Origin of the sequence: Sulfitobacter pontiacus, from assembly GCF_040790665.1 — a bacterium.
In the GTDB taxonomy this organism is placed as follows: domain Bacteria; phylum Pseudomonadota; class Alphaproteobacteria; order Rhodobacterales; family Rhodobacteraceae; genus Sulfitobacter; species Sulfitobacter pontiacus.
Genome location: NZ_CP160850.1, coordinates 93,649 through 115,062, shown reverse-complemented (window position 1 = coordinate 115,062; position 21,414 = coordinate 93,649). Strand labels below are relative to the sequence as shown.

Here is a 21,414-nt window from a genome sequence, read left to right as displayed (position 1 = left end):
TGTATTACAAAAAATACAGATCTGACGCAGGAGGCTTTATGCCGATCATCGAGATTCATGTGCTGCAAGGGTATGACGCAGCCCAGAAAACAAGGCTGTGCAAGGCGCTGACCAATGCCGCGCGCACGGTGATTCCCGCGACACCGGATGCGGTGACAGTGATGATCAAGGAGATGCCCGCCACCGATTATATGCGCGGCGGCCAGCACCGGTCGCCCGCCCCCGCCCTGCCGGATGCCCCGTCAATGGTGGCGCGATACCTGCGCGCGATGGAGCAGCGCGACATCGTTACCGCCCACACACTTTTAGGCAACGGGTTCACCATGCACTTCCCCGGTGCCGCGCCTATGACACAGCTTGATGATCTGCTGAAGTGGGCCGCGCCGCGCTATCGCTTCGTCAAGAAAACCATTCGCTCGATTGACCTTGCACCCGGCGACGGGCCGGCCACGGTCGTCTATTGCCGCGGCACGCTGTCAGGCGAATGGCCCGACGGGACCGCATTTTCCGATATTCGCTTTATCGACCGCTTCGAAGTCACCGACGGCTTCATCACCCGCCAAGACGTCTGGAATGACATCGCAGAAACAAAGGCCCAACCATGACCCAAGACATCGACCCGATTACACTGGCCGTTCTGGCCGGACGGATGGAACAGATTGCCGACGAAATGGACGCAACCCTGTTCCGCGCCGCCTTTAACCCGATCATCGCCGAAGCACATGACGCGTCGCACGGGCTGTATCATGCGGTGTCGGGCGACACGCTGGTGCAGGGCAAGTCCGGGCTGCCGATCTTTGTCGGGGTGATGTCATTTGCCGTGAAGGCGGTGATCGACAAAGCGGCCGAGAATGGCGATCTGGAAGACGGCGACATCTATATCTTCAACGATGCCCATCTGGGCGGCACGCACCTGTCCGACATGCGGTTGGTGCGCCCCTATTTTCACGACGGCAAACTGTTTTGCTATCTCGCCTCGGTCGGGCATTGGCATGATGTGGGCGGCGCGGTGCCGGGCAACTACAACCCCGCCGCAACCGACGCCTTCCAAGAAGCCTTCGTCCTGCCCCCTGTGCGTCTTGCCAAAGCGGGCAAGGTCCAGACCGACATTATCGACATCCTGATGCGCAACACCCGCCTGCCGCAATCGGCCCAAGGCGATCTGAACGGCCAGCTCGGCGCGCTTGATCTGGGCAAGAAACGTCTGGACGAGCTGCTGGCGGAATACGGTGCCGACACTGTGCGCGCGGCATTGGATGCGCTACAGGACCGCGCCGAAACCCTGATGCGGACAGAACTGACAGACCTGCCAGATGGACGCTGGGAGGCAGAGGATTTTCTGGATAACGACGGCATCACCGATACGCCGCTGCCGATCAAGGTCGCGCTCGAGATCAAGGGCGATCAGATGCTGCTGGATTTCACCGGCACGGCAGACCGCTGTGCAGGGCCGGTCAATATCGCGCTCCCCACGGCGGTGGCCACGGCCTATGTCGCGATCAAACATATCTTTCCCAGCCTGCCCGCCAACGCCGGTGTGATGCGCCCGATCGAGGTGAAGATCCCCGAAGGATCGCTGCTGTCCGCCCCCTTCCCGGCGCCGGTCGGCGGCTATACCGAAACGATCCTGCGGATGGTCGATGTGATCTTTTCCGCCGCGTCGCAGGCCGCACCGGACCGCGTGGTTGCCAACGCTTATGGCACGATCAACGCGCTGTCGATTTCGGGCAAACGCGCGAATGGTCAACCTTGGGTAATGTTCAGCTTTTACGGCGGCGGGCATGGGGGCTCTCCCGAAGGGGACGGGCTGAACCACGGCAATGCGCCGATCTCCACCGCGACCATCCCCCCGATGGAGATCCTCGAATCCGCCTACCCGGTGATGTTTAAACAATGGGCCCTACGCCCCGACAGCGCCGGTGCGGGTCAGCATAGCGGCGGCATGGGGGCCACCTACGAGATCGAAGTGCTTGAGGAATCCGCCACCGCCTTTCTGTTCGGCGAACGCGGGCGCTTTGCGCCGAAAGGGGTCGCAGGCGGGGGCGACGCGGCGCTGAACCGGTTTGAGTACGAACAAGACGATGGCTGGCACGCCCCGCCCATGGCCTCGAAAATGGTGGGCATCAAGCTGCAACGCGGCCAGTCCGTACGGCTCGATACCCCCGGCGGTGGCGGCTATGGCGCGCCCGCAAACCGCGCTGCGGCCGATGTGGCCCGCGACGTGGCGGGTGGCCTGCTGACACCCGACTACGCGACACAGACCTATGGCCCTGACTGGAAAGAGGTGACCCAATGACCAGCGCAAACCGCATGATCGGCGTCGATGTCGGCGGCACCTTCACCGATATTTTCGTTCTGGACGAGGCAACAGGCAGCGCGCAGGTCGCCAAGGTTCCCACCTCGCGCCCCGACCAATCGGCGGGCTTTTTGTCGGGCATCGGATCGCGGGTCGATGATCTGTCGACTGTCTCTGTCGTCGTACATGGCACCACTGCCGGCACCAATGCGCTGCTGGAACGCAAAGGGGCCAAGATCGGCGTGATCACCACGATGGGCCTGCGCGACGTGCTGGAAATGCGCCGCCGTGACCGGCCGCGCACTTGGGGCCTGCGAGGGGATTTCACGCCCGTTGTCGATCGCGCCTTGCGCCTTGAAGTACCGGAACGCACGCTTGCCGATGGCACGATCCGTCAGGCGGTGGACCTCGACGCGGTACAAGCCGCCGCGCAAGAGCTGCTGGATCAGGGCTGTCTTGCCTGTGCGATCCTCTTTGCCAACAGCTATGCCAATGCCGAAAATGAAAGACTGGCGGTCGAAGCCGTGCGCGCCATGTGGCCGAATGCCCATGTCTCGGCCTCAAGCGAAATCCTGCCCGAGATCCGCGAGTTCGAACGGTTCTCTACCACCGCGTTGAACGCCTATCTGCAACCCGAAGTCTCTGGCTACCTCGCGCGGCTTGAAACCGCGCTGAAACAGGACGGGTTTGCAGGCGAGTTCATGATCGTGCAGTCCAATGGCGGGGTGATGGATGCGGCGACTGCGGCGCGTCTGCCCGTGCGCACGGCGCTGTCGGGTCCGGCAGCGGGGGTCATCGCCGCGGGTTACATCGCCGAAGCCGCCGGTTTTCCCGATATCATCACCGGCGACATGGGCGGCACCTCTTTCGATGTGAGCCTGATCGCCAAGGGCCAGTCGATGCTGTCGCAGCAGACGTCGATCGACTTCGGCATGGTGGTCCGGTCCCCCATGATCGAGATTACGACAATCGGCGCGGGCGGTGGCTCTATCGCTTGGGTCGATAAGGGCGGCTTGCTGAACATCGGGCCGGAAAGCGCCGGGTCCACGCCCGGCCCTGTCGCCTATGGTCAGGGGAACACGCGCCCCACCGTGACCGACGCCAATGTCGTTCTGGGCCGTATTGATCCCGACAACCCCATCGGCGGCAAGCTGGACCGGCTGGATGTGGAGGCGGCAAAAGCCGCGATCCTCGAACATGTGGGCACGCCCCTTGGGCTGGACGCCCTGCAAGCCGCCGAGGCGATCTTGCGCGTGGCCAACAGCCGCATGGCCGGCGCGCTGCGACTTGTCTCTATCGAGCGCGGGTTTGATCCAAAACGCTTTGCGTTCATGCCCTTTGGTGGCGGTGGTGCGTTGCATTCCGGTGCCATGATGGCAGAGGTCGGGCTGGCGCGGTCCATCGTGCCGCGTTACCCGGGGGTAACATCTGCCATGGGCTGCGTCATCGCGGATATGCGGCAGGATTTCGTGCAAACCATCAACTCGACTCTGTCGGGCATCGACCTTGGGGCGCTGACCGGTTTCATGCAAACCCACGTTGATGACGGGCTTGCCACGCTTGAAGCCGCGCGCACCCATTTTGAACGGCGCGATACGGAGTTCACGCTTGATATGGCCTATCTCGGCCAGACGCATACGGTATCGGTGACGCTGCCGATGACCGTGACCGATGGCACAGTGACACCCCCGACAGAGGCCGATATCTCGGCTGCATTCGACAGCGCCTACCGCGCCACCTATGGGCGGCTGCTTGAGAATGGCACGCGACGGGTGATCAACCTGCGCTCTGCCATCACCGGACGGCGCCCGCGCTTTGATCTGTCCACGCTCGCCCCTGTCGGTGGCAGCGTTGAAGACGCGCTGAAAGGAACGCGTCAGGTCCACTTTGACGGACAGTGGCACGAAACGAAGCTCTATCACCGTCTTGCCTTGCCGGTCGGTGCCGAAGTCCCCGGCCCCGCAATCCTTGAACAACCTGACACAACCGTGTTGATCGAACCCGGGCTGGTCGGCAAAGTCGACGCCTACGGCAACACTCTGATCGAAAGGGCCACCGCATGATCCCTGCCACGACCGCTTTGCTGACCATCGACCTGCAAAATGATTTCCTGCATCCGGAAGGTGCCTATGGCCGTGCGGGTCAGGGAACCGAGAGTATCCTCGCCCTGCCCGACCGGATCGCGCCGCTCAAGTCCGCGCTGACCAAGGCGGGCGGCACCTATATCTCGGCTCAGTTCACGCTGGTACCGGGGCGCGATGACGAACCGCTGATCGCCGCGCATCTCAAGAAACTGCGCCCCTTCCTGACCAAGGGCGACTTTACCCCGGGCGGCTTCGGCCACGCGCTGGTAGATACGCTCGCCCCGGCGGATTTCACGATCGAAAAAGTCGCCTACTCCGCCTTTTACCAGACACGGCTTGAATATGTGCTGCGCGCGATGAAGATCGACACGCTGATCGTCGGCGGCATCGTCACCAACGGCGGTGTCGCCAGCACCGTGCGGGATGCGCATCTGCGCGACATTCATACGGTGCTGCTGTCGGACGGTTGCGCCGCGTTCAAACAGGACGTGCACGAGGCGACACTGACCTCGCTGGGGTCGGTGACGCAGGTGATGACCTGCGCCGAGGCCACCGCCGCTGTCGGAGGTGCCCAATGACCCTGCGCCAACGCCTGACCACCCCCGATATTCTGATCGCCCCCGGTGTCTATGACGGGCTGACCGCCGCCCTTGCCACCGACGCGGGGTTCGAGGCGCTGTATCTTTCCGGTGCAGCGGTTGCCTATACCCGTTTGGGCCGCCCCGACATCGGGCTCAGCACCGCGTCCGAGATGACCGATACGATGGCGTTGATTGCCGATCGCACGGACCTGCCGGTGATCATGGATGCCGACACCGGTTTCGGCAATGCACTGAACGCGCGGCGCACGATGCAAAGCTATGAACGCGCGGGGGCCTCTGCTTTGCAGGTGGAGGACCAGACCTACCCCAAAAAATGCGGCCATCTGTCTGACAAGTCACTGATCCCGAAAGAGGAAATGGCCGGCAAGATCGCCGCGATGGCCGATGCGCGCCGCCACGATACGCTGATCATCGCCCGCACCGACGCCATCGCGGTAGAAGGCTTTGACGCGGCGATAGATCGCGCGGGCAGCTATATCGACGCCGGTGCCGATGTATTGTTCATCGAGGCCCCCCGCGACAGCGGAGAGCTTTCGCGCATCGCCGATACCTTCAAGGGGCGTGTCCCGCTGCTGGCCAATATGGTGGAAGGCGGCGCGACCCCGATCTCTTCGGCGACCATGCTAGAGGATATGGGTTTCGATATCGTGATTTTCCCCGGCGGCATCGTGCGCGCTTTGGCGAAATCGGCGCAGGATTATTACGCGAGCCTGAAGGCAACCGGCTCTAACAAAGCGTTTTCCGACCGAATGCATGATTTCGACGGGTTGAATGCAGCGATTGGCACCCCCGAGATGCTGGCCCTTGGAAAGCGGTTCGATGGCAAATCCTGATGTCGCCGCCCCGCCGTCGGCTTTCGATCTAGAGGTCGAAACCCTGATCATCGGCGCGGGGGCCTGCGGCATGATCGCGGCGCTGGCGGCGCATGAGGCGGGTCAGGATGTGCTGCTGCTAGAGGCCGACCCGATCCCCACAGGCTCTACCGCGCTGAGCGCCGGGTTGATCCCCGCGGCAGGGACGCGCCTGCAACAGGACGCGGGGATCAGTGACAGCCCCGACGGTTTTGCCACCGACATTCAGGCCAAGGCGCACCACGAAAACGACGATGCATTGGTCGCCGCGATGGCCCGCACCGCCCCTCGGGTCATTGACTGGCTTGTCGAAACCCACGGGCTGCCATTCTCCCTCGTGCGCGACTTTGATTATCCCGGTCACAGCCAACGGCGGATGCACGGGCTGCCCTCACGGTCGGGGCGCGAATTGATCGACGCCCTGCGCGCGCGGATCGAGGCGCTTGATATCCCGCTGATCTGCAACCGCCGCGCCACCCGGCTTTATGCGGCAGGCGCAACGCTCGCAGGGGCGCGGGTGACGTTGCCTGACCAAAGCGGCGAGGATATCGGCTGCGACCGGCTGATCCTTGCGTGCAACGGGTTCGGCGGCAACCGCGCCATGGTCGCCCACCACATGCCGGATATCGCGGACGCGATCTGGTTCGGCCATGACGGCAACCGAGGAGAGGCGATCAGCTGGGGCGAGGCGCTTGGCGCGCGCCGCCGTCATCTGGGCGCCTATCAGGGGCACGGCAATGTCGCCCACCCGCACGGTATCCTGATCACATGGGCCACAATCACCGAAGGTGGCGTTCAGGTGAATACGACCGGCAAGCGGTTCTGGAACGAGGCGCAAGGCTACTCCGAAGCGGCGCGGGCCGTGCTGGCGCAGCCTGACGGCGTGGCGTGGACCATATTCGACGCCCGCATCGCCGAGATTGCCCGCCAGTTCGAGGATTTCAAGAACGCCGAGACCCAAGGCGCGGTGATCACAGGGGATACGGTCGAAACACTGGCTGCCAAAGTCGGGTTACCCGCAGATGTCTTGGCGAAAACGATCGCTGATATTCCGGGGGGCGGGCGTGATGCCTTTGGCCGCACATGGGGTGTTACGCCCCTTTCCGCCCCCTTCTGCGCGGTGAAGGTAACCGGCGCGCTGTTTCACACGCAAGGCGGGCTTGAGGTTGACCCGACGACGGCCAAGGTGCACAGGACAGAGGGTGGCACATTCGACAATCTATACGCCGCTGGCGGTGCCGCTTGCGGGGTTTCAGGCAAGGGCGACAGCGGCTATCTGTCGGGCAACGGCTTGCTCGCGGCTGTCACGCTTGGATTCATTGCGGGGCGCGGATAGGGTTTTGCCGCCATCCTGCGTCTCCCGTGTTCGTTGACCGCTTCGCCGCTCACTCGGCGGTCCAGCCGCCATCGACCATCAGGGCTGTGCCCGTCACCATGGCAGACGCATCGCTCGCGAGGTAGACGATCGGGCCCATGATATCCTCGATCTCGCCGACGCGGCCCAGTTTGATCTTTTCTTCAATCCAAGCCAGACGCGTGGGATCGGATAAGGTTTGCTCTCCCAAAGGCGTGCGGACGAAGGTCGGGCATAGCGTGTTGATGCGCACCGCCTTTGGGCCCCATTCGATTGCCATCGCCTTCACCATCCCTTCCAAAGCGTGCTTCGAGGCGCAGTAGACACCCCGATCGATGCCCCCGACATGGCCCATCTGACTGCTCACATGGATGATCGAGCCGGGGCGGCCCGCTGCGATCATTTGGTCGGCGGCGGCTGTGGAAAGGAAATAGGCTGCCCGAAGGTTAACATTCATGACGGCGTCGAAATCCTCGGGCGTGGTGTCGAGCGCAGGCCCGTGGCGGGCCATGCCCGCGGAATTGACCACGATGTCAACCGCCCCAAGACCGGAGAATGCCGCTCGGGTCGCATCTACATCGGTGATGTCGAGCTCTTGCGTCTCGCAGCTCAGCCCCTCGGCCTTCATCGCCGCGTGCAACTCTCCCAACGGTCCGGCCCGGCGCGCGGCGCAGACGACATGCGCCCCCGCCCTGGCCAAGGCCGTCGCAGCCCCCAGACCGATGCCAGAGGTGGCACCGGTGACAAACGCGCGTTTTCCGGAAAGGTCAAACCCGGCAAAGGACGGAAGTTGCATTAAGATCTCCTAGGTTAACAGCGGTCTATTCGGCCGCTTCGCGGTAGCTTGCGGCTTCGCCATAGGGCACGTTCTCACCGCCATAGCGCCGCACGCGGACATTGCATTGTTCGGCGTGCCCCACAAAGCCTTCCAACATGCATAGACGCGAACCATAGGCCCCGACCATTGCTGCAGCCTCATCCGTCATAATCTTCTGATAGGAATGGGTCTTGAGGAATTTACCAACCCAAAGGCCCCCTGTATAGCGCCCCGCCTTATGCGTGGGCAGCGTGTGGTTGGTCCCGATCACCTTATCGCCATTGGCGACATTGGTACGCGGGCCCAAAAACAGCGCGCCATAGCAGGTCATGTTTTCCAAGAACCAGTCATCACGGTCCGTCATGACCTGCACATGCTCCGACGCGATATCATCGGCCACCTGCAACATCTCGTCGTAGGTATCACAGACGATCACCTCGCCGTATTCCTCCCAGCTTGTCTGGGCTGTGGCCGCAGTCGGGAGAATTTGGAGCAGCCGGTCAATCTCGGCCAAAGTATCCTCGGCCAATTGACGCGAATTGGTCAGCAAAACGGCAGGAGAGTTATAGCCGTGTTCCGCCTGCCCCAAGAGATCGGTCGCGCACAGCTCGGCATCCGCTGCTGTCTCATCCGCGATAACCATCGTCTCGGTCGGGCCGGCGAAGAGATCAATACCCACCCGTCCGTAAAGCTGACGCTTGGCCTCGGCGACGAAGGCATTGCCGGGGCCAACCAGCATGTGTACCGGATCGATCGTCTCTGTGCCAAGCGCCATAGCCCCAACCGCCTGGATCCCGCCCATGACATAGATTTCATCTGCCCCGCCCAAATGCATCGCCGCAATAACAGCCGGGTTTGGTTTTCCGTTAAAGGGCGGCGTGCAGGCCACGATGCGTGGTACTTCGGCAACCTTGGCCGTGGCGACAGACATATGCGCGCTGGCGACCATGGGGAATTTCCCGCCCGGAATGTAGCAGCCGACGGATTGAACCGGGATATTCTTGTGCCCCAGAATAACCCCCGGAAGCGTCTCTACTTCGATGTCGGTCATCGAAGCGCGTTGCGCGCGGGCAAAATTCACGACCTGCTCTTGCGCAAACTGAATGTCCTGCAATTCCCGTGCGCTGAGCTGACCGATCAGGTCGTCAATCTCTTGCTGGCTTAGCCGGAACGTTTCCGGGCTGTAGCTGTCGAACTTTTCGCTCAATTCGCGCACCGCTGTGTCGCCGCGCGTTTCGATGTCCTGCAAGGTCTGCTCGACGACCGCACGGGTCTTGGCGTCGTCATCGGCGCGGGCAGCATCGGATTTGCCCTTCTTGAGGTAGGTAATTGTCATGGTTCGGTCCTTTGGTCAGGCGCTGGCAGTGATAGGTCATTTCTAGGCTGACCAATCCGAGTTGCAATATTTTCCGAATACACTGCAATTATTTCATAGTCATGTCAGCGCGCGTCTCTCTTTTTGAAATCTTCCACAAGCGCGGCACCGCCCAATTGCATGAGCGTGTGTTCGGACCCCACGACAAAGAAGCTCCCTCCGGCGTCGCGGTGCGCGTCTAGGGGCTCTGTCGGGGCGCAATAGAGTCCGGTGGCCGCCCCTGTCGCGGCAAGGATGTCCCGCGTCATCTTTGCCACTTCAGGCGCAAAGAAATCGGACAGACCATGAGAGACGGCCAGATCAGCGCGCCCGATAAAGAGCGCATCTACGCCGTCTACATCCGCAATTTCACTGTGGTTGACCACGCCGTCGGGGTCTTCAATCTGGCAGATCAAGGCGACTTCACTTCGCGCCACGGACAGATGCTCTTTCAGGCTGCGGCCAGCATAGTCGGCCGCCCGTGACGTGCCGGCAAAACCACGCCCGCCGGGGCCGTAAGTCACGGCGCGCGCCAGTTCTTTGGCCTGCGCTGAGGTTTCGACATGAGGCACCATGACACCGGCCGCGCCGCCGTCCAGCACATTGAGCACCCAATCCGCTGTTGCCACTGGCACGCGCACCACGATGGGGCACCCTTCGGCACGTCCGGCCATCGTCATGGCGTCAACGGTGCCCCGATCAAAGGGCGCGTGTTCGGCATCGACGACCAGAAAATCGAACCCTGCCCGCGCCATGATTTCGATCACGATGGGATGGGGCGTTTTGATGAAAGCCCCGAGCATGGGCTCTCGTGCGACCAGCCGTGCCTTGAATTCAGCATTCGTCATCATTTCCAGTACCCTCCTTGGCCCTTAAGCCGTTTGCATTTCGATATTTTCCGCAGCGCCCAAGGCTTTGCGAGAGAAGACCACCAAGATCGCGAACACGATCGCGGCTGCCGCCGTCGCCGGCCAAGGCGGCATCAGCGCAAGACCAATCGGCACGACCCAAAGCAGCCGCGACAGACCGCCCCAAGGCAGCCGCGCGCCGCCCAGAAGATGCGCAACGCCCAAGGCGAAAACGCCGCCTGACAGGATGGCACGCAGGATGTCTCCGGCTTCGCCACCGCCCAACATGCCGGGATAGGCGAGGAACAGCATTGGCAAGGCATATGCGGTCGCCCCAAGGCGCAACGTCTCGCCCGCGACCTTCATCCACGGCGCCTGCGCAATGGTCGCCGCAACGAAAACACCAAGGCAGACAGGCGGCGTGATAACCGACAGCGCCGCGTAGTAGAGCACGAACATATGCACCACGAGCGGATCAATACCCTGTTGGATCAGCGCCGGGGCGAAAACAGCCGCGACCATGACGTAGGCTGCCGAGGTCGGCAGGCCCATGCCCGCGATCAGGCAGACAATGGCCATGAGCCCGGCAATGAGCCAGATTTGCCCCTGCCCGATCGACAACACCGCTGCTGTTACGGCGACACCAAACCCGGTGAGGTTGATCATGGCGACAAACACCTGTGCGCCGACCAGAAGGATACCGACAATGACAACACCTTTTCCGCCCGCTTCCAGCGCGCGAATGATAATGCCGATGACGGCACGGGGATCCTCACCACTCGAGATCCGCGCGACAAGGACAGCCACCAACATGGCAATCATGCCGTAACAGGCCGTCAGCTCGACGGAATTGCCGTTGAGGACGCCAAATCCAAGCCCCAGCAGGGCGGCGACAATAGGGGCGAGCCGCGCAAAGGTCATGGCACCGCGCCAGTCGGGTAGATCTTCGGAGGTCACCGGACGAAAGCCCTGACGGCGCGCGATGACGTGAACGGTTGAATAGATGCCAAGGTAGAACAACAGTGCAGGCACAACGCCCGCAAGCGCGATAGACCAGTAGTTCACGCCCACAAGCTCGGCCATAACAAAAGCGGCAGTCCCCATGATCGGGGGGGGCGAGCTGCCCGCCGGTCGATGCAATCGCCTCTACCGCGCCGGCATAGGCAGGGGGGTATTTCAGCCGCTTCATCAGGGGAATGGTGAAGTTCCCCGTCGTTGCGACATTGGCGACGGTCGAGCCGTTGATCGCCCCAAAGAAGCCCGATGCGAAGGTCGCGATTTTCGCCGCTCCACCGGGCCGGGAGCCACCCAAACGGGCCGAGAGGTCAAAGAATGTCTCGCCTGCGCCCGTGTGCAACAGGATCGCGCCGAACAGCACAAATGCCGCCAGCGTCGTCGAGGCCACATTGACCAGCATACCCCATAGGCCACGGTCGGACAGGAAGATGATCTCGGTGAGATAGCCCGCGTCAAAGCCACGGTGCCCGAATTGGCCGGGGATCAAATAGCCGAAGAATGCATAGGTAACAGCCGCAATGACGATAAGGGGGAACACCCAGTTGGAGCTGCGCCTTGCCAGTTCAAGCACGCAGGCCAATGTGCCGAACCCCATGACCATATCCCAACCGTTCGCCCAAGGCAGATCGTTCATAATGGTTTCGTAGTTGGTTATGATATAGGCACCTGACACCGTCACCACGCCGACGATTGCCGCATCGATCACGATACCAAGCGGGCGCAGGCGGCTGCCTTCGAAAAGCGGGTGCATCAGCACGGCCAGGGCGGTGATCATCATCACAAAGATCGCACGCTGCACGAGCGATTCAAACGGCCCGTTGAAAGAGGTGTAAAACACAAACACCCCCAGAAGCACTGCAAGAGCCGCGATGGCGGTCTGTCGAAAATGAGCGAAGATCGGAAGAGTATTCATCACGGCACCTTGGCGAAAATGGTAAATAGAGGGGCGACACGCGCCGCCCCTTTTGAGATCAGGTCTTTTACTTGAGGCGCGCGGGCACGGTCAGGCCGATTTCCTCGTAGTAGCGGATGGCACCAGGATGCAGCGGGCTGGTTGCGTATTGCAGGGTCAGCTCTGGCAGGTTCAAGCCCTTTACCGTCGGGAAAGCGGCGGATTGCTCTTCCATATTCTCCATCACGGCTTTGGTCAGGTCATAGGCCGTCTGGTCGTCCATATTGGGGCGCGCAGAGACACCGATCATGAATCCCCAGACCTTGTAAGGGCCTGTGTTCTCCATCTCGCCGCCCGGCATGTCCACGATGGAAAGCTCCGGCAGCGCTTCGCGGATCTTGGCTTCTTGCGCGTCGTCGATGCCAAGCGCTGTCAGCGGTGTGAAGGCCGCGATATCGGTGGTAAGCGCATCGAAAGACGTTCCCACGGCGCTTTTGACGAAGCCTTCGGACCGGCCGTCTTTGATGGCGTTGGCCTGTTCACTGTTGGTCCCGCGCACCCAGTCGGGCGAGATTTCCAGCAGGTCGAACACAGCCAAGGCCGTGGCTTCGGTCGACGACCCACGCATGCCCGGTCCGAACTTCTTGCCGTCGATATCCGACAGTTTCTCGATACCGGAATCGCGGCGAACGACTGCGTTCTGCGGTGCCAGAGAATAGGCCCACAGGAGTTTGGATTCGATCGGTTTGCCGTCGAAGCTCTTGATGCCATTGTAGGCGTGATACAGCGTCGACGTCGTGATCAGCCCGATATCCAACTGGTCACGCGCCATGCGTTTGAGGTTATCGACTGTGGCACCCGTTTCCACGACCGACGCCTGATAGGCCTCCGGATAGGCAGAGTTGATGATTTTCGCGAGCGAGGCGAAATAGGCATAATGCGCGCTTTGCGAATTGGTCGCACCGAAAGCGAGCCGCGTTTCAGCTTGAGCAGGCAAAGCCACCCCAAGCCCGGCAAGGGACAGTGCAGCGGCGACAGCGAAGTTGCGTAGTTTCATGGGTATCCTCCAAATATCATGAAACGATCCCGATAGGGACGTTCGAACGGAGGTTAGCCACAGTGCATAGCCGCTATGCAATTCCTGTCTGCGTTAATGAAATAATTTCACTACCCGCTTTGACGCTCTTGGAGTTCACCCGCCAAAACACGGATATCACCGGTCCCGACATAGCTCTCGGCGCTTAATATGATATCGACCGCTTGATCCAGCATGCGGCGCAGTGGTTGGCGCATTGTGGTCAGCCGATAGGATTCCCAGGCCGCCATCGGAATGTCGTCGAACCCGATCACAGCCAGATCACCGGGGACCGAGATGCCTTTGTTTCGTGCAGCGTCGAGCATGGCAATCGCCATGATGTCATTGGCGCAGAACACGGCGTCCGGCATCGGACGCTGGACCAACATTTCTTGCGCAGCGGCATAGGCTTGGCGGTAGCTGAACCCGCCGTCGAACTGCACAGCGATCTCGCGTCCGGCCTCTTCCAACTGGTCGCGAAATCCTCGCATGCGTTCCAGATGCGTCGAGGTATCACGCCGCCCACCGATAAAGGCGATGCGCTGTCGGCCACCGTCCAGAAACCGCCGCGCTATCGTTCGCGCGCCCCCGTAATTGTCGCAGCACACCGCCATCATGGTACTGTCGGTCTGTACCCGATTCAGCAACACGGCGGGAATTCCGTTCTGACGACAGGCACGCGCCAGCCCGGAGGTGATTGTGGAGCTTGCCAGAATGACCCCCTGCGTGCGGAAGTCGATGACTTGCCGGATCATCGTGTCCACATCCTCGGCCGCTGGCACCACATGCATAATCGCCTTGAGCCCGCGCCCTGGTAGCATTCGGGTCAATTCGTCCATCACAATGGGGTAGAACGGGTTGCGCATTTCGCTCAGCACCATCGAGATCGTGTTGCTGGATTGTTTGGCCAACACCTGATCGACCTTGCTCACATAGCCAAGCGCCGTGGCAGCAGCAAAGATCGCTTTGCGCTTATCCTCGGCAATCGGGGCATTCCCCCGATACGCGCGCGACACGGCGGACACCGAAACGCCCGCGCGGGCGGCAACATCTTTGGCAGTGACCTTTTTCATATCGATTGCCTTACCCGATTGCTGCGCTTGCCCGAAATGGGGACTGACGGCTGACCTCACGCATAGTTTGACGAAGCAATGGCATGGGTGCAATTGTGAAACGTACCCGCCATCGTGTTCCCATACTTGGATGAATGCTGCCGAAAAGTAGCACGCTCAGAAAGCCCCCCATGCCAGACCGTACAGATTTTTCGACCATTGTTTTCGACGTAAACGAAACCCTTCTGGATATCTCGACACTAGAGCCGTTTTTCGACCGCGTGTTCGGCAATGCCGCGGTCCTGCGCGAATGGTTTCCGGAGCTGATCTTGTATTCACAAACAGTGACCTTGTCCGGGCTCTATGCGCCCTTCGGCGATCTGGCCGGCGGTGTTCTGCGGATGGTTGGCGACAATAAAAACATCGCCATTCAGGACAGCGACGTATCCGAGCTGAAGTCACTGATTGGATCGATGCCCGCCCATGCCGATGTGGCCCCGGCCTTGACCAAGTTGCGCGACGCGGGGTTCACGCTTGTGACACTGACGAACTCCGCCCCATCCCCCGCGCCGACACCCCTTGAAAAAGCCGGCATCGCAGCGCTTTTTGACCACCACTTTAGCGTAGCCGAGGTTGGTCACTTCAAACCTCATCCGTCGACATATCAGATGGTTGCCGACCGTCTGGGCGTCGATGTCTCAAGCCTGTGCATGGTCGCATGTCATATCTGGGACACCATCGGCGCGCAGTCCGTGGGGTGCCGCGGTGCCTTTATCGCGCGACCACACAACAGCATCCTGCACGTGCCCGGCGTACCGGAACCTGACTTTACCTCACATGATCTCGCCAAGCTCGCCGACCAGATCATTCAGGCAGAAAAGTTGGCCGGGTAGGCAGCAAAAAGCCCTGTTCGCCGTCGCGGTGCCGCAGGCCGCGGCCGTGTCGTAACGTCACCATTGTCTGTGACGCGGTACATGTTGTCGGGTGCATTTAATTCATATACGAACAAACTAGTTCACATGCGAATTGATTTATGGCCAATACATTCAAGGTTTTCCACAAGCTCCAGATCGCACATTCAGCGCTCTTTCGCGCTGCCGATCGTCGGACGCGCAACAAGATAGGGCTTACCACGTCACAGCTTGCGGTGCTGTTGATCCTGTCGCGAAAGGACGGGCAGCCCATCAGTGACCTCTCTTCGACCCTTGCTATGGGTAAGTCGAGCTTGACCGGTCTTGTGGATCGCATGTGCGCAAAGGGTCTGGTGCGTCGGTCACCGTCGCCGGTGGATGGCCGTGTCATACACGTCTACCTTGAACAGTCGGGCCGCGCGGTGCTTGAACAGGGCGCGGGCGAAATCAGCCAGTTCAATGCGGCGCTGCTTGCGCCTTTTCCTGCTGAGGAACAGGTCATTATTGAACGGTTTCTGACGCATCTGGCAGACAATGCGGACGGCATTGTGAACGGCCCTACCCCGCCGAAGAAAGGGCCAGCCGATGACTGAAGACATTACCCAAACGACGATCCGCTTCGCCGCCACCGATGGATGGGAGCTGGAGGCAGACATCCACACCTCACCTTCGCCCAAAATCGCGGTATTGATCTCGGCCGGCACGGGGTTCCCGCGTCAGTTTTATACCGGCCTCGCGATGTATCTGGCCTGCCAAGGTGCCGTTGTCCTGACCTATGACTATCGGGGGATTGGGGGATCGAAGGGCAAGGATCTGGCCGGATCCGGGATCGACTACCCTGACTGGGGACGGCTTGACGCACCCGCCGCCCTAAATGCGCTGGAGGAGGCGGCACCGGGCCTGCCGCTGACCCATCTGTGCCACAGTGTAGGCGGGCATTTTGTCGGCCTCATGCCGAACCACTCCAAGATCACCAGACACGCGTTTGTTTCTGTCGGGACCGGTTATTTCGGCGGCCACCACCTGCGCATTATCCCGTCCGAGCTTTATTTCTGGTGGGTGTTGGGCCCCTATTTGCTGCTGCGCTACGGCTATATCAAACCGGCGGGCGGCTGGCGGGGCGAAGCGCTGCCGCCGAAACTGTTCAAGACATGGCGCCGGTGGAGCCAGCGCCGCAGCTATTTTCAACCGGACCTCGCAACGAAACTGGCACCGCATCACTACGACGAGGTCACAGCCCCTATCCGGTCCTGGATCTTTCCCGATGACCCGATTGCGACGCCGTCAACCGCATCCGACCTTTTAAAGTGTTATCCAGCCGCCCCGCACGAGGTGATCATCCGCAAACCATCGCAGGTCGGTGCAACGCGGATCGGGCACGAAGGCGCGTTGCGAAAAGGCCGCGACGCTTTATGGGCCGAATTCAGCAATTGGCTCATGGGCGCGCCTTGAACCGCAACCGATTTCCACCGCCATTCAAATCAACAGGATCAAACATGACCGAAAACATCAAGCTACACACCGACCAACGAGTCACGACCATGACCATGACCATCGCGCGCCCCGAAAAGCGCAATGCCATCACGCAGGATATGTATGCCGCCATGGCCGACGCACTGGAAGACTATGCCCGGTCCGACGCGGTACGCGCCTTCGTGATCACAGGTGCGGAAGACTACTTTACCTCCGGGAATGACTTGCAGGATTTTGCCAAGGGAACCCGCAGCGACGGTGTGCCGCCCGTTATCCGGTTTCTGACCGCAATCTCCACCTGCCCCAAACCCTTGATTGCCGCCGTAAACGGCCCGGCCATTGGTGTCGGGGTGACGATGCTGCTGCATTGCGACCTGATTATCGCCGCCGACACGGCCACATTCAGCACGCCATTTGTCCAACTGGGACTGGTACCAGAGGCCGCCTCCTCGCTCTTGCTGCCCGCCACCGTCGGCATGGCCGTGGCGAACGATATGCTGCTGGCCAATCGCGTTCTCGATGCGGCCGAGGCGCTGCGCTTTGGGTTGGTGTCGCGTGTCGCTCCCTCGTCCGGTTTTGCCACCGAAGTCGCGTCGCTTGCAGCTGGTTTGGCCCAGGCGGCACCAAGCTCGGTTATCAAAACCAAGGCGCTGATCCGTCATGGCAAGGACCAGATGACCGCCCAGATGGAGCGTGAGTCAGTGCTGTTCGCCGAACAACTGAAATCTCCGGAATTCGCAGAGGTCGTCGCCGCCAAGATGCAAAAGCGCCAGCCGGTCTTCAAATAACGCGCCGCTTTGCCCTAAGGCACCCGGCGGGCAAACCTGACGGTTCAACCCGGTTTTCCGGGTCGGCCGCAGGTTCGCTTGGCGGGTTGCGTCGCGGCGCGTCAACTCGCCAGCAGATGCATCGGCCCGCTGACCTTTTCGGCATAGCGCACAGCCGCGATCTGCGCGATGACGGCAAGTCCGCTTGGTGGTCATGGCGTGAATGCAGCGTTTTTCTTACCCTTGCGCATCGGCGTAGAGCTTTGGGAGAAAGCCTGCCAGAATGGTCATCTCATCAAAACAGTGGTTTAACAAAGCAGTTGCCGACGCCTCTTTCACGGTCAGCAGACGTGCCAGATAGGCGTTCCCAAGCGTTCCGATGACAGAGGGCACCGCCTCGTTTCCCTCACGCGCGGCCACCATCCCAAGCCAAAAACGGCTACGCATTTCGGCACCGCCTTCGACATTGCGAACAATGTGGCACATTTCGCCGCCATAGATGGGCTCTTCTAGCAGGCCAACGCGGGCGCATACGGCGACGTCGCCGTCAGCCAAGTTTACCTCCCCCAAAACCTCCTCAGGTTCAACAAACTGAATTCTCAGCTTATTCAAGTCTTCACCGATGTATTCATGCACCAGATGGCTCGCCCCGATGAACTGGCCATCAACCTTGTTTTCCCAATCCATCCAAAGATGCGCGTCCGGGAACCAACGTCGGTAGTGTTCGGTCGTTTCCATGTAATCGCCAAACCACCAACCAACCATTTCAGGTGAAACGCCCGGCATCGGGGTCCGTACAGAAACCTCATAAATACCGTTGGGTAGGCGTTTCACCCCGGTCTCAAATCCAGGTTCACCTTCCGCAAACCCAGCGGTGGGCTGACCGCTAAAGGGCGGGAGGCCGAATATCCCGACACCAAGCGCAAAGACAACTGCGCCCCCTACAATCCATCTCATCATGTACTGACATCCTATCGTGCTTGTGCGCCCAGCTATTCTACGTTCGTGGAATATGTCAATATTATTCTTCGCGCGTAGAATATCGTGTTGTAAGAGATCACGCTGGAAAGCTAAGCTGACCCGGGCTAAGCGAGACGGAGTTCTCGCGGCTCAAACATGGAGATGTCATTCAAATGTCCAAGCAACGTACGAGGACCGAGGTCAAAACCGCCATCGACGTTTCTGAGACAGCCGAAAGAAAACGCGGCCGTCCGCAGGCCGCACAGGGTACAGATTTGAAGCTGGCCTTGCTTCGCTCTGCGATTGATCTGTTTGCGGAGCGCGGTTTCGACGGCGTTTCACTGAGCAACGTTGCTGAAAAAGCCGGGGCCGACAAAGGCCTTTCACGGTATTACTTTGGATCAAAAGAGGCGCTTTGGATCGCGGCGATGGAACATCTTGCCGACTGTTTTGCAAGCGACCTTAACAAAGCTCTTGTCGTCAATACCGCGACCCAAACGGAAGCACTGAAGGCGCTCATTCGCGCTTTCATCACCGCATCCGCCCGCTGGCCACAAGTGAGCCGTGTTATCGTTCATGACGGGGCAAAACACAGTGATCGCAGTGATTTTTTGCAAAGGCACCTCGTTGTGCCTTTTTACACGGCACTGAAAGATCTGATCACAGGTGCAAAATCAGAAGGCACCCTTCCGAACGTCTCGGACCGGACTATCTTTTTCATGATCACCCATGGTGGGTCATTTCCAATGGCCCTGCCCATTCTCACTAACGCGATCGAGGGTGGGGATATTCGATCATCCGACGCATTGGAACATCATTCCGAAGCGATCATCGAACTGCTATTTTCCAAGGCATGAAGATGAAATGGGGCTGTCGCAGTTCCCACCCTATCGTTGGTGCGTGCGCAGGGGACAACCGGCGTCTGCACGCGCTGCGTAGTAACGACCAAGCACGACCGAAACCTATGCAACCGGGCAGCGACTTGGGGCCGATTTTCTTCAAAACGATCGTGTCAGGCCGATGCTGGCAGTGGCGTTGCGAAACCTGTTGATCGAAATGGTGGAGCGTTGCTCTTCAAACCCGAGCCTCAGAACCTGCGTAAATCCCTTGTAGCTCCAGTTCTGGTTGGACAGGTTCAGCATGACGCTTAATTTCTTGTCGACGCGGGCAACGCCGAAGATGGGATGCACGCCGTCAAATTCGTTCCGGTCAAACGACAGGTCCAGCCCGACCCGAAGACCGCCGGCAAAGGAATAATCGCCGCCGATGGTGACGCCCGCCGCATGGCCCGCGACGGGGCTGTAAGAGCTGGTACGGCTTTCCGCGCGCAAGCCTACGCGAAACACAAGCTGCGACGATGCCGCATAAGCGAATTGCGCAGCACCTGCTGTTCGGTTCACGCCGACACCGCTGCCATCATAGGTGATACGTTCTCGCTGAAGCACCGCCGTGGCGCGGGCGCGGGTGCCGAGGTTGCGCGTATAGGAAAGGCCAAGGCCGTAGGTATGCGCATAGGCCGCGTCATCAATCCAGCGCTGCGATCCATAGATCTCGGCCGAGACAAGACGCCCTTCATTGGCGAAATGCAGCAGGGATGCACTGGTCCGAAGGGTCACTTCATCGGGCGCACGCCCGTCGAAAAGACGGGCATCCAGATCCAGCGCGAACCTGGCGCGTAAGGCGTCCGTAAGGCGCGGCACGGTCGCAACGCCCGTGCCAATCTCGAACGCCGTGGCGGATTGGGCGCGGGAATTCGGGTCCAGCCGCAGCACAAAGCCGCTGAGGTTCACCGTCTCTGCAGATGTCCGGCGGGCGGCATTGCTTTCGGGTACAATGGCAAAACGGAAATAGCCCTGCCATTTTTTCGGTTTGGCCAAACGGTCCAGCTCCGCCTGCACTTTTGCCTGGACAGAGGGCGACAAACCCGCACCTTTGGCCAGTTCAAGGTGATATCGCGCCCGTTCGATCTGGTCGCTTTTCACCAATGCGTTCGCCAGCTCAAGCCGGAACGTGGGATCGTCTGGCCGCAAGATCACAAGCCGCGCCAGCGGGGCAACGGCTTGGTGTGATTTTCCCGAACGGTTGTAGGCGACCCCTAGAATCCACATCCGGCGCAGGGTCTCTGTCTCGGTCTTGGGTGAATACCCCTCGAGCAATGGAATAACCTCTGCGGCTTTCCCCTTGAGGATGCTTTGTTCTGCATCATCAAGGGAAAAGGCCGCTAATGGCGAGGCCAGTAAGATTAAAAATAGATTGTATAAAATTCGCCGCATCAAAGACCTCGGCTACCGCGGGGAAAGCGGGTTTTTGCGGCCGGTAATTGACCGCATCCAAGAGACCCGCTTATCCGTCGCTTCTATTTCTTGTTGGCGTAGAATGTACCACCGACGCCCGCGTCGAAAATCTGCGGCGAGGGATTGTTCACATCGTTGATACCGCCAGATACCGGCCCAAGCATCGATTCTGCACCCGGCCCCATGAAGTTTCCGCCGAACTGCAAGGTGGCGTCCCCTTCGTTCTCGCCACTGCTAAGCCGACCGGACATGTGGAACAGCATCGCGCCGGTGTTCTGCTCGGGGATATTGACGCCCGCGACGACCTGCGCCGGAATGGTGGTGCGGCTGAGTGAGGCTGGCAAGCCTTGATCGACCGTCAGCGTCCCGTCCAGTTTGACGGAGTTCGAGGTGCCCGCCTCTGTCGCGACAATGTTAGAGGCCGTTCCGGTGAACGGATTGGTGGTCTGCCCGTCGGTCCAATCCACATCGACTGCCAGATCGCCAATGATTTCCGCGCTATTCGCATCGATATCGGTGCCGAAAATCTGGGCCGATCCGCTGTTCACGCCGACCTTCATCTGACCCTCATAGCTGGCTTTCAGCGACGTGGGCATATCCGAAGTGGGGGCCTTTTGACTGACAGCGTTAAAGGCTGTCTCAAAATCCTGCCCGCCGCCTGCGCCGCCGCCAGCAAGCCCGCCGGCAGAGCTGCTTCCATTGCAACCAGACAAGACCGTCGCCACCCCAAGGCTTGCAATAACAATACTAAGACGTGCGTGTTTCAT

20 protein-coding genes and 1 pseudogene are annotated in these 21,414 nt (G+C 60.4%); 11 read left to right on the top strand and 10 right to left on the bottom strand.

The annotated features are described in order from the left end of the window. Positions 1–38 precede the first annotated feature (38 nt). From AB1495_RS15445 to AB1495_RS15420, 6 genes are read left to right on the top strand one after another with little or no spacing between them, the layout of a single operon-like run. A complete protein-coding gene (locus tag AB1495_RS15445; protein ID WP_074637171.1) occupies positions 39–605 on the top strand; it encodes a tautomerase family protein in 567 nt (188 codons plus the stop codon). Then, the gene (locus AB1495_RS15440; protein WP_074637012.1) at positions 602–2,296 is read left to right on the top strand and encodes a hydantoinase B/oxoprolinase family protein; all 1,695 of its coding nucleotides are present in this window, start codon (positions 602–604) and stop codon (positions 2,294–2,296) included. The genes AB1495_RS15445 and AB1495_RS15440 overlap by 4 nt, the downstream gene beginning before the upstream one ends. After that, entirely contained in the window at positions 2,293–4,359 is a 2,067-nt protein-coding gene (locus AB1495_RS15435; RefSeq protein WP_074637014.1) for a hydantoinase/oxoprolinase family protein, read from the top strand. The genes AB1495_RS15440 and AB1495_RS15435 overlap by 4 nt, the downstream gene beginning before the upstream one ends. Then, positions 4,356–4,958, top strand: a complete 603-nt coding sequence (locus AB1495_RS15430; RefSeq protein WP_074637016.1) for a cysteine hydrolase family protein — start codon at positions 4,356–4,358, stop codon at positions 4,956–4,958. The genes AB1495_RS15435 and AB1495_RS15430 overlap by 4 nt, the downstream gene beginning before the upstream one ends. Next, complete coding sequence (locus AB1495_RS15425) at positions 4,955–5,815, top strand: oxaloacetate decarboxylase (RefSeq protein ID WP_074637018.1); 861 nt, start codon at positions 4,955–4,957, stop codon at positions 5,813–5,815. Before AB1495_RS15430 ends, AB1495_RS15425 begins: the two co-directional genes overlap by 4 nt. Next, entirely contained in the window at positions 5,802–7,169 is a 1,368-nt protein-coding gene (locus AB1495_RS15420; protein ID WP_074637022.1) for an FAD-dependent oxidoreductase, read from the top strand. The genes AB1495_RS15425 and AB1495_RS15420 overlap by 14 nt, the downstream gene beginning before the upstream one ends. Positions 7,170–7,218: 49 nt before the next feature. On the opposite strand, the gene AB1495_RS15415 is transcribed toward AB1495_RS15420, so the two are convergent. From AB1495_RS15415 to AB1495_RS15385, 7 genes and pseudogenes are all read right to left on the bottom strand, one after another. Beyond that, positions 7,219–7,983 carry an SDR family NAD(P)-dependent oxidoreductase gene (locus tag AB1495_RS15415; RefSeq protein ID WP_074637024.1) on the bottom strand — a complete coding sequence of 255 codons (765 nt, stop codon included), beginning with the start codon at positions 7,981–7,983 and terminating at the stop codon, positions 7,219–7,221. Between the two features lie 25 nt (positions 7,984–8,008). Further along, positions 8,009–9,340 (bottom strand): histidinol dehydrogenase, encoded by a 1,332-nt coding sequence (gene hisD, locus AB1495_RS15410; protein WP_074637026.1) that lies wholly within the window; start codon positions 9,338–9,340, stop codon positions 8,009–8,011. A gap of 104 nt (positions 9,341–9,444) precedes the next feature. After that, complete coding sequence (locus AB1495_RS15405) at positions 9,445–10,209, bottom strand: HpcH/HpaI aldolase/citrate lyase family protein (RefSeq protein ID WP_074637028.1); 765 nt, start codon at positions 10,207–10,209, stop codon at positions 9,445–9,447. 21 nt (positions 10,210–10,230) lie between these two features. Then, positions 10,231–11,289, bottom strand: coding sequence for a TRAP transporter large permease subunit (locus tag AB1495_RS15400; protein WP_244268999.1), 1,059 nt, complete (start codon positions 11,287–11,289; stop codon positions 10,231–10,233). A 97-nt stretch (positions 11,290–11,386) separates the two neighbouring features. Beyond that, positions 11,387–11,818 (bottom strand): annotated as a pseudogene (locus tag AB1495_RS15395) (TRAP transporter large permease subunit); the annotation flags it as partial. A 385-nt stretch (positions 11,819–12,203) separates the two neighbouring features. After that, on the bottom strand, positions 12,204–13,172 hold the full coding sequence (locus AB1495_RS15390) for a TAXI family TRAP transporter solute-binding subunit (RefSeq protein WP_074637030.1): 969 nt from the start codon (positions 13,170–13,172) through the stop codon (positions 12,204–12,206). 110 nt (positions 13,173–13,282) lie between these two features. Next, complete coding sequence (locus AB1495_RS15385) at positions 13,283–14,263, bottom strand: LacI family DNA-binding transcriptional regulator (RefSeq protein WP_005848616.1); 981 nt, start codon at positions 14,261–14,263, stop codon at positions 13,283–13,285. 170 nt (positions 14,264–14,433) lie between these two features. On the opposite strand from AB1495_RS15385, the gene AB1495_RS15380 reads away from it, so the two are divergent. From AB1495_RS15380 to AB1495_RS15365, 4 genes are all read left to right on the top strand, one after another. Then, positions 14,434–15,135, top strand: a complete 702-nt coding sequence (locus tag AB1495_RS15380) for a haloacid dehalogenase type II (RefSeq protein WP_074637032.1) — start codon at positions 14,434–14,436, stop codon at positions 15,133–15,135. Between the two features lie 140 nt (positions 15,136–15,275). Then, entirely contained in the window at positions 15,276–15,746 is a 471-nt protein-coding gene (locus AB1495_RS15375; protein WP_009824175.1) for a MarR family winged helix-turn-helix transcriptional regulator, read from the top strand. After that, positions 15,739–16,605, top strand: coding sequence for a serine aminopeptidase domain-containing protein (locus tag AB1495_RS15370; protein ID WP_074637034.1), 867 nt, complete (start codon positions 15,739–15,741; stop codon positions 16,603–16,605). Before AB1495_RS15375 ends, AB1495_RS15370 begins: the two co-directional genes overlap by 8 nt. 44 nt (positions 16,606–16,649) lie before the next feature. After that, positions 16,650–17,414 carry an enoyl-CoA hydratase gene (locus AB1495_RS15365; RefSeq protein WP_074637036.1) on the top strand — a complete coding sequence of 255 codons (765 nt, stop codon included), beginning with the start codon at positions 16,650–16,652 and terminating at the stop codon, positions 17,412–17,414. 216 nt (positions 17,415–17,630) lie between these two features. Here AB1495_RS15365 and AB1495_RS15360 read toward each other — a convergent pair whose 3' ends face one another. After that, entirely contained in the window at positions 17,631–18,353 is a 723-nt protein-coding gene (locus AB1495_RS15360; protein WP_074637037.1) for a DAPG hydrolase family protein, read from the bottom strand. Positions 18,354–18,526: 173 nt separating this feature from the next. On the opposite strand from AB1495_RS15360, the gene AB1495_RS15355 reads away from it, so the two are divergent. Next, entirely contained in the window at positions 18,527–19,210 is a 684-nt protein-coding gene (locus AB1495_RS15355) for a TetR/AcrR family transcriptional regulator (RefSeq protein WP_037941463.1), read from the top strand. A gap of 141 nt (positions 19,211–19,351) precedes the next feature. On the opposite strand, the gene AB1495_RS15350 is transcribed toward AB1495_RS15355, so the two are convergent. Both AB1495_RS15350 and AB1495_RS15345 read right to left on the bottom strand, forming a co-directional pair. Beyond that, on the bottom strand, positions 19,352–20,626 hold the full coding sequence (locus tag AB1495_RS15350; protein WP_244269003.1) for a surface lipoprotein assembly modifier: 1,275 nt from the start codon (positions 20,624–20,626) through the stop codon (positions 19,352–19,354). An 83-nt stretch (positions 20,627–20,709) separates the two neighbouring features. Then, positions 20,710–21,414, bottom strand: coding sequence for a hypothetical protein (locus AB1495_RS15345; RefSeq protein ID WP_074637039.1), 705 nt, complete (start codon positions 21,412–21,414; stop codon positions 20,710–20,712).

Excerpts from the sequence above, each read along its gene's own strand:
- AB1495_RS15380 (WP_074637032.1), top strand. The coding sequence starts at position 14,434 with ATGCCAGACCGTACAGATTTTTCGACCATTGTTTTCGACGTAAACGAA.
- AB1495_RS15360 (WP_074637037.1), bottom strand. The coding sequence starts at position 18,353 with ATGATGAGATGGATTGTAGGGGGCGCAGTTGTCTTTGCGCTTGGTGTC.
- AB1495_RS15415 (WP_074637024.1), bottom strand. The coding sequence starts at position 7,983 with ATGCAACTTCCGTCCTTTGCCGGGTTTGACCTTTCCGGAAAACGCGCG.
- AB1495_RS15350 (WP_244269003.1), bottom strand. The coding sequence starts at position 20,626 with ATGCGGCGAATTTTATACAATCTATTTTTAATCTTACTGGCCTCGCCA.
- AB1495_RS15445 (WP_074637171.1), top strand. The coding sequence starts at position 39 with ATGCCGATCATCGAGATTCATGTGCTGCAAGGGTATGACGCAGCCCAG.
- AB1495_RS15375 (WP_009824175.1), top strand. The coding sequence starts at position 15,276 with ATGGCCAATACATTCAAGGTTTTCCACAAGCTCCAGATCGCACATTCA.
- AB1495_RS15420 (WP_074637022.1), top strand. The coding sequence starts at position 5,802 with ATGGCAAATCCTGATGTCGCCGCCCCGCCGTCGGCTTTCGATCTAGAG.
- AB1495_RS15405 (WP_074637028.1), bottom strand. The coding sequence starts at position 10,209 with ATGATGACGAATGCTGAATTCAAGGCACGGCTGGTCGCACGAGAGCCC.
- AB1495_RS15390 (WP_074637030.1), bottom strand. The coding sequence starts at position 13,172 with ATGAAACTACGCAACTTCGCTGTCGCCGCTGCACTGTCCCTTGCCGGG.
- AB1495_RS15370 (WP_074637034.1), top strand. The coding sequence starts at position 15,739 with ATGACTGAAGACATTACCCAAACGACGATCCGCTTCGCCGCCACCGAT.
- AB1495_RS15355 (WP_037941463.1), top strand. The coding sequence starts at position 18,527 with ATGTCCAAGCAACGTACGAGGACCGAGGTCAAAACCGCCATCGACGTT.
- AB1495_RS15430 (WP_074637016.1), top strand. The coding sequence starts at position 4,356 with ATGATCCCTGCCACGACCGCTTTGCTGACCATCGACCTGCAAAATGAT.
- AB1495_RS15345 (WP_074637039.1), bottom strand. The coding sequence starts at position 21,414 with ATGAAACACGCACGTCTTAGTATTGTTATTGCAAGCCTTGGGGTGGCG.
- AB1495_RS15385 (WP_005848616.1), bottom strand. The coding sequence starts at position 14,263 with ATGAAAAAGGTCACTGCCAAAGATGTTGCCGCCCGCGCGGGCGTTTCG.
- AB1495_RS15400 (WP_244268999.1), bottom strand. The coding sequence starts at position 11,289 with ATGGCCGAGCTTGTGGGCGTGAACTACTGGTCTATCGCGCTTGCGGGC.
- AB1495_RS15435 (WP_074637014.1), top strand. The coding sequence starts at position 2,293 with ATGACCAGCGCAAACCGCATGATCGGCGTCGATGTCGGCGGCACCTTC.
- AB1495_RS15425 (WP_074637018.1), top strand. The coding sequence starts at position 4,955 with ATGACCCTGCGCCAACGCCTGACCACCCCCGATATTCTGATCGCCCCC.
- AB1495_RS15440 (WP_074637012.1), top strand. The coding sequence starts at position 602 with ATGACCCAAGACATCGACCCGATTACACTGGCCGTTCTGGCCGGACGG.
- AB1495_RS15365 (WP_074637036.1), top strand. The coding sequence starts at position 16,650 with ATGACCGAAAACATCAAGCTACACACCGACCAACGAGTCACGACCATG.
- hisD (WP_074637026.1), bottom strand. The coding sequence starts at position 9,340 with ATGACAATTACCTACCTCAAGAAGGGCAAATCCGATGCTGCCCGCGCC.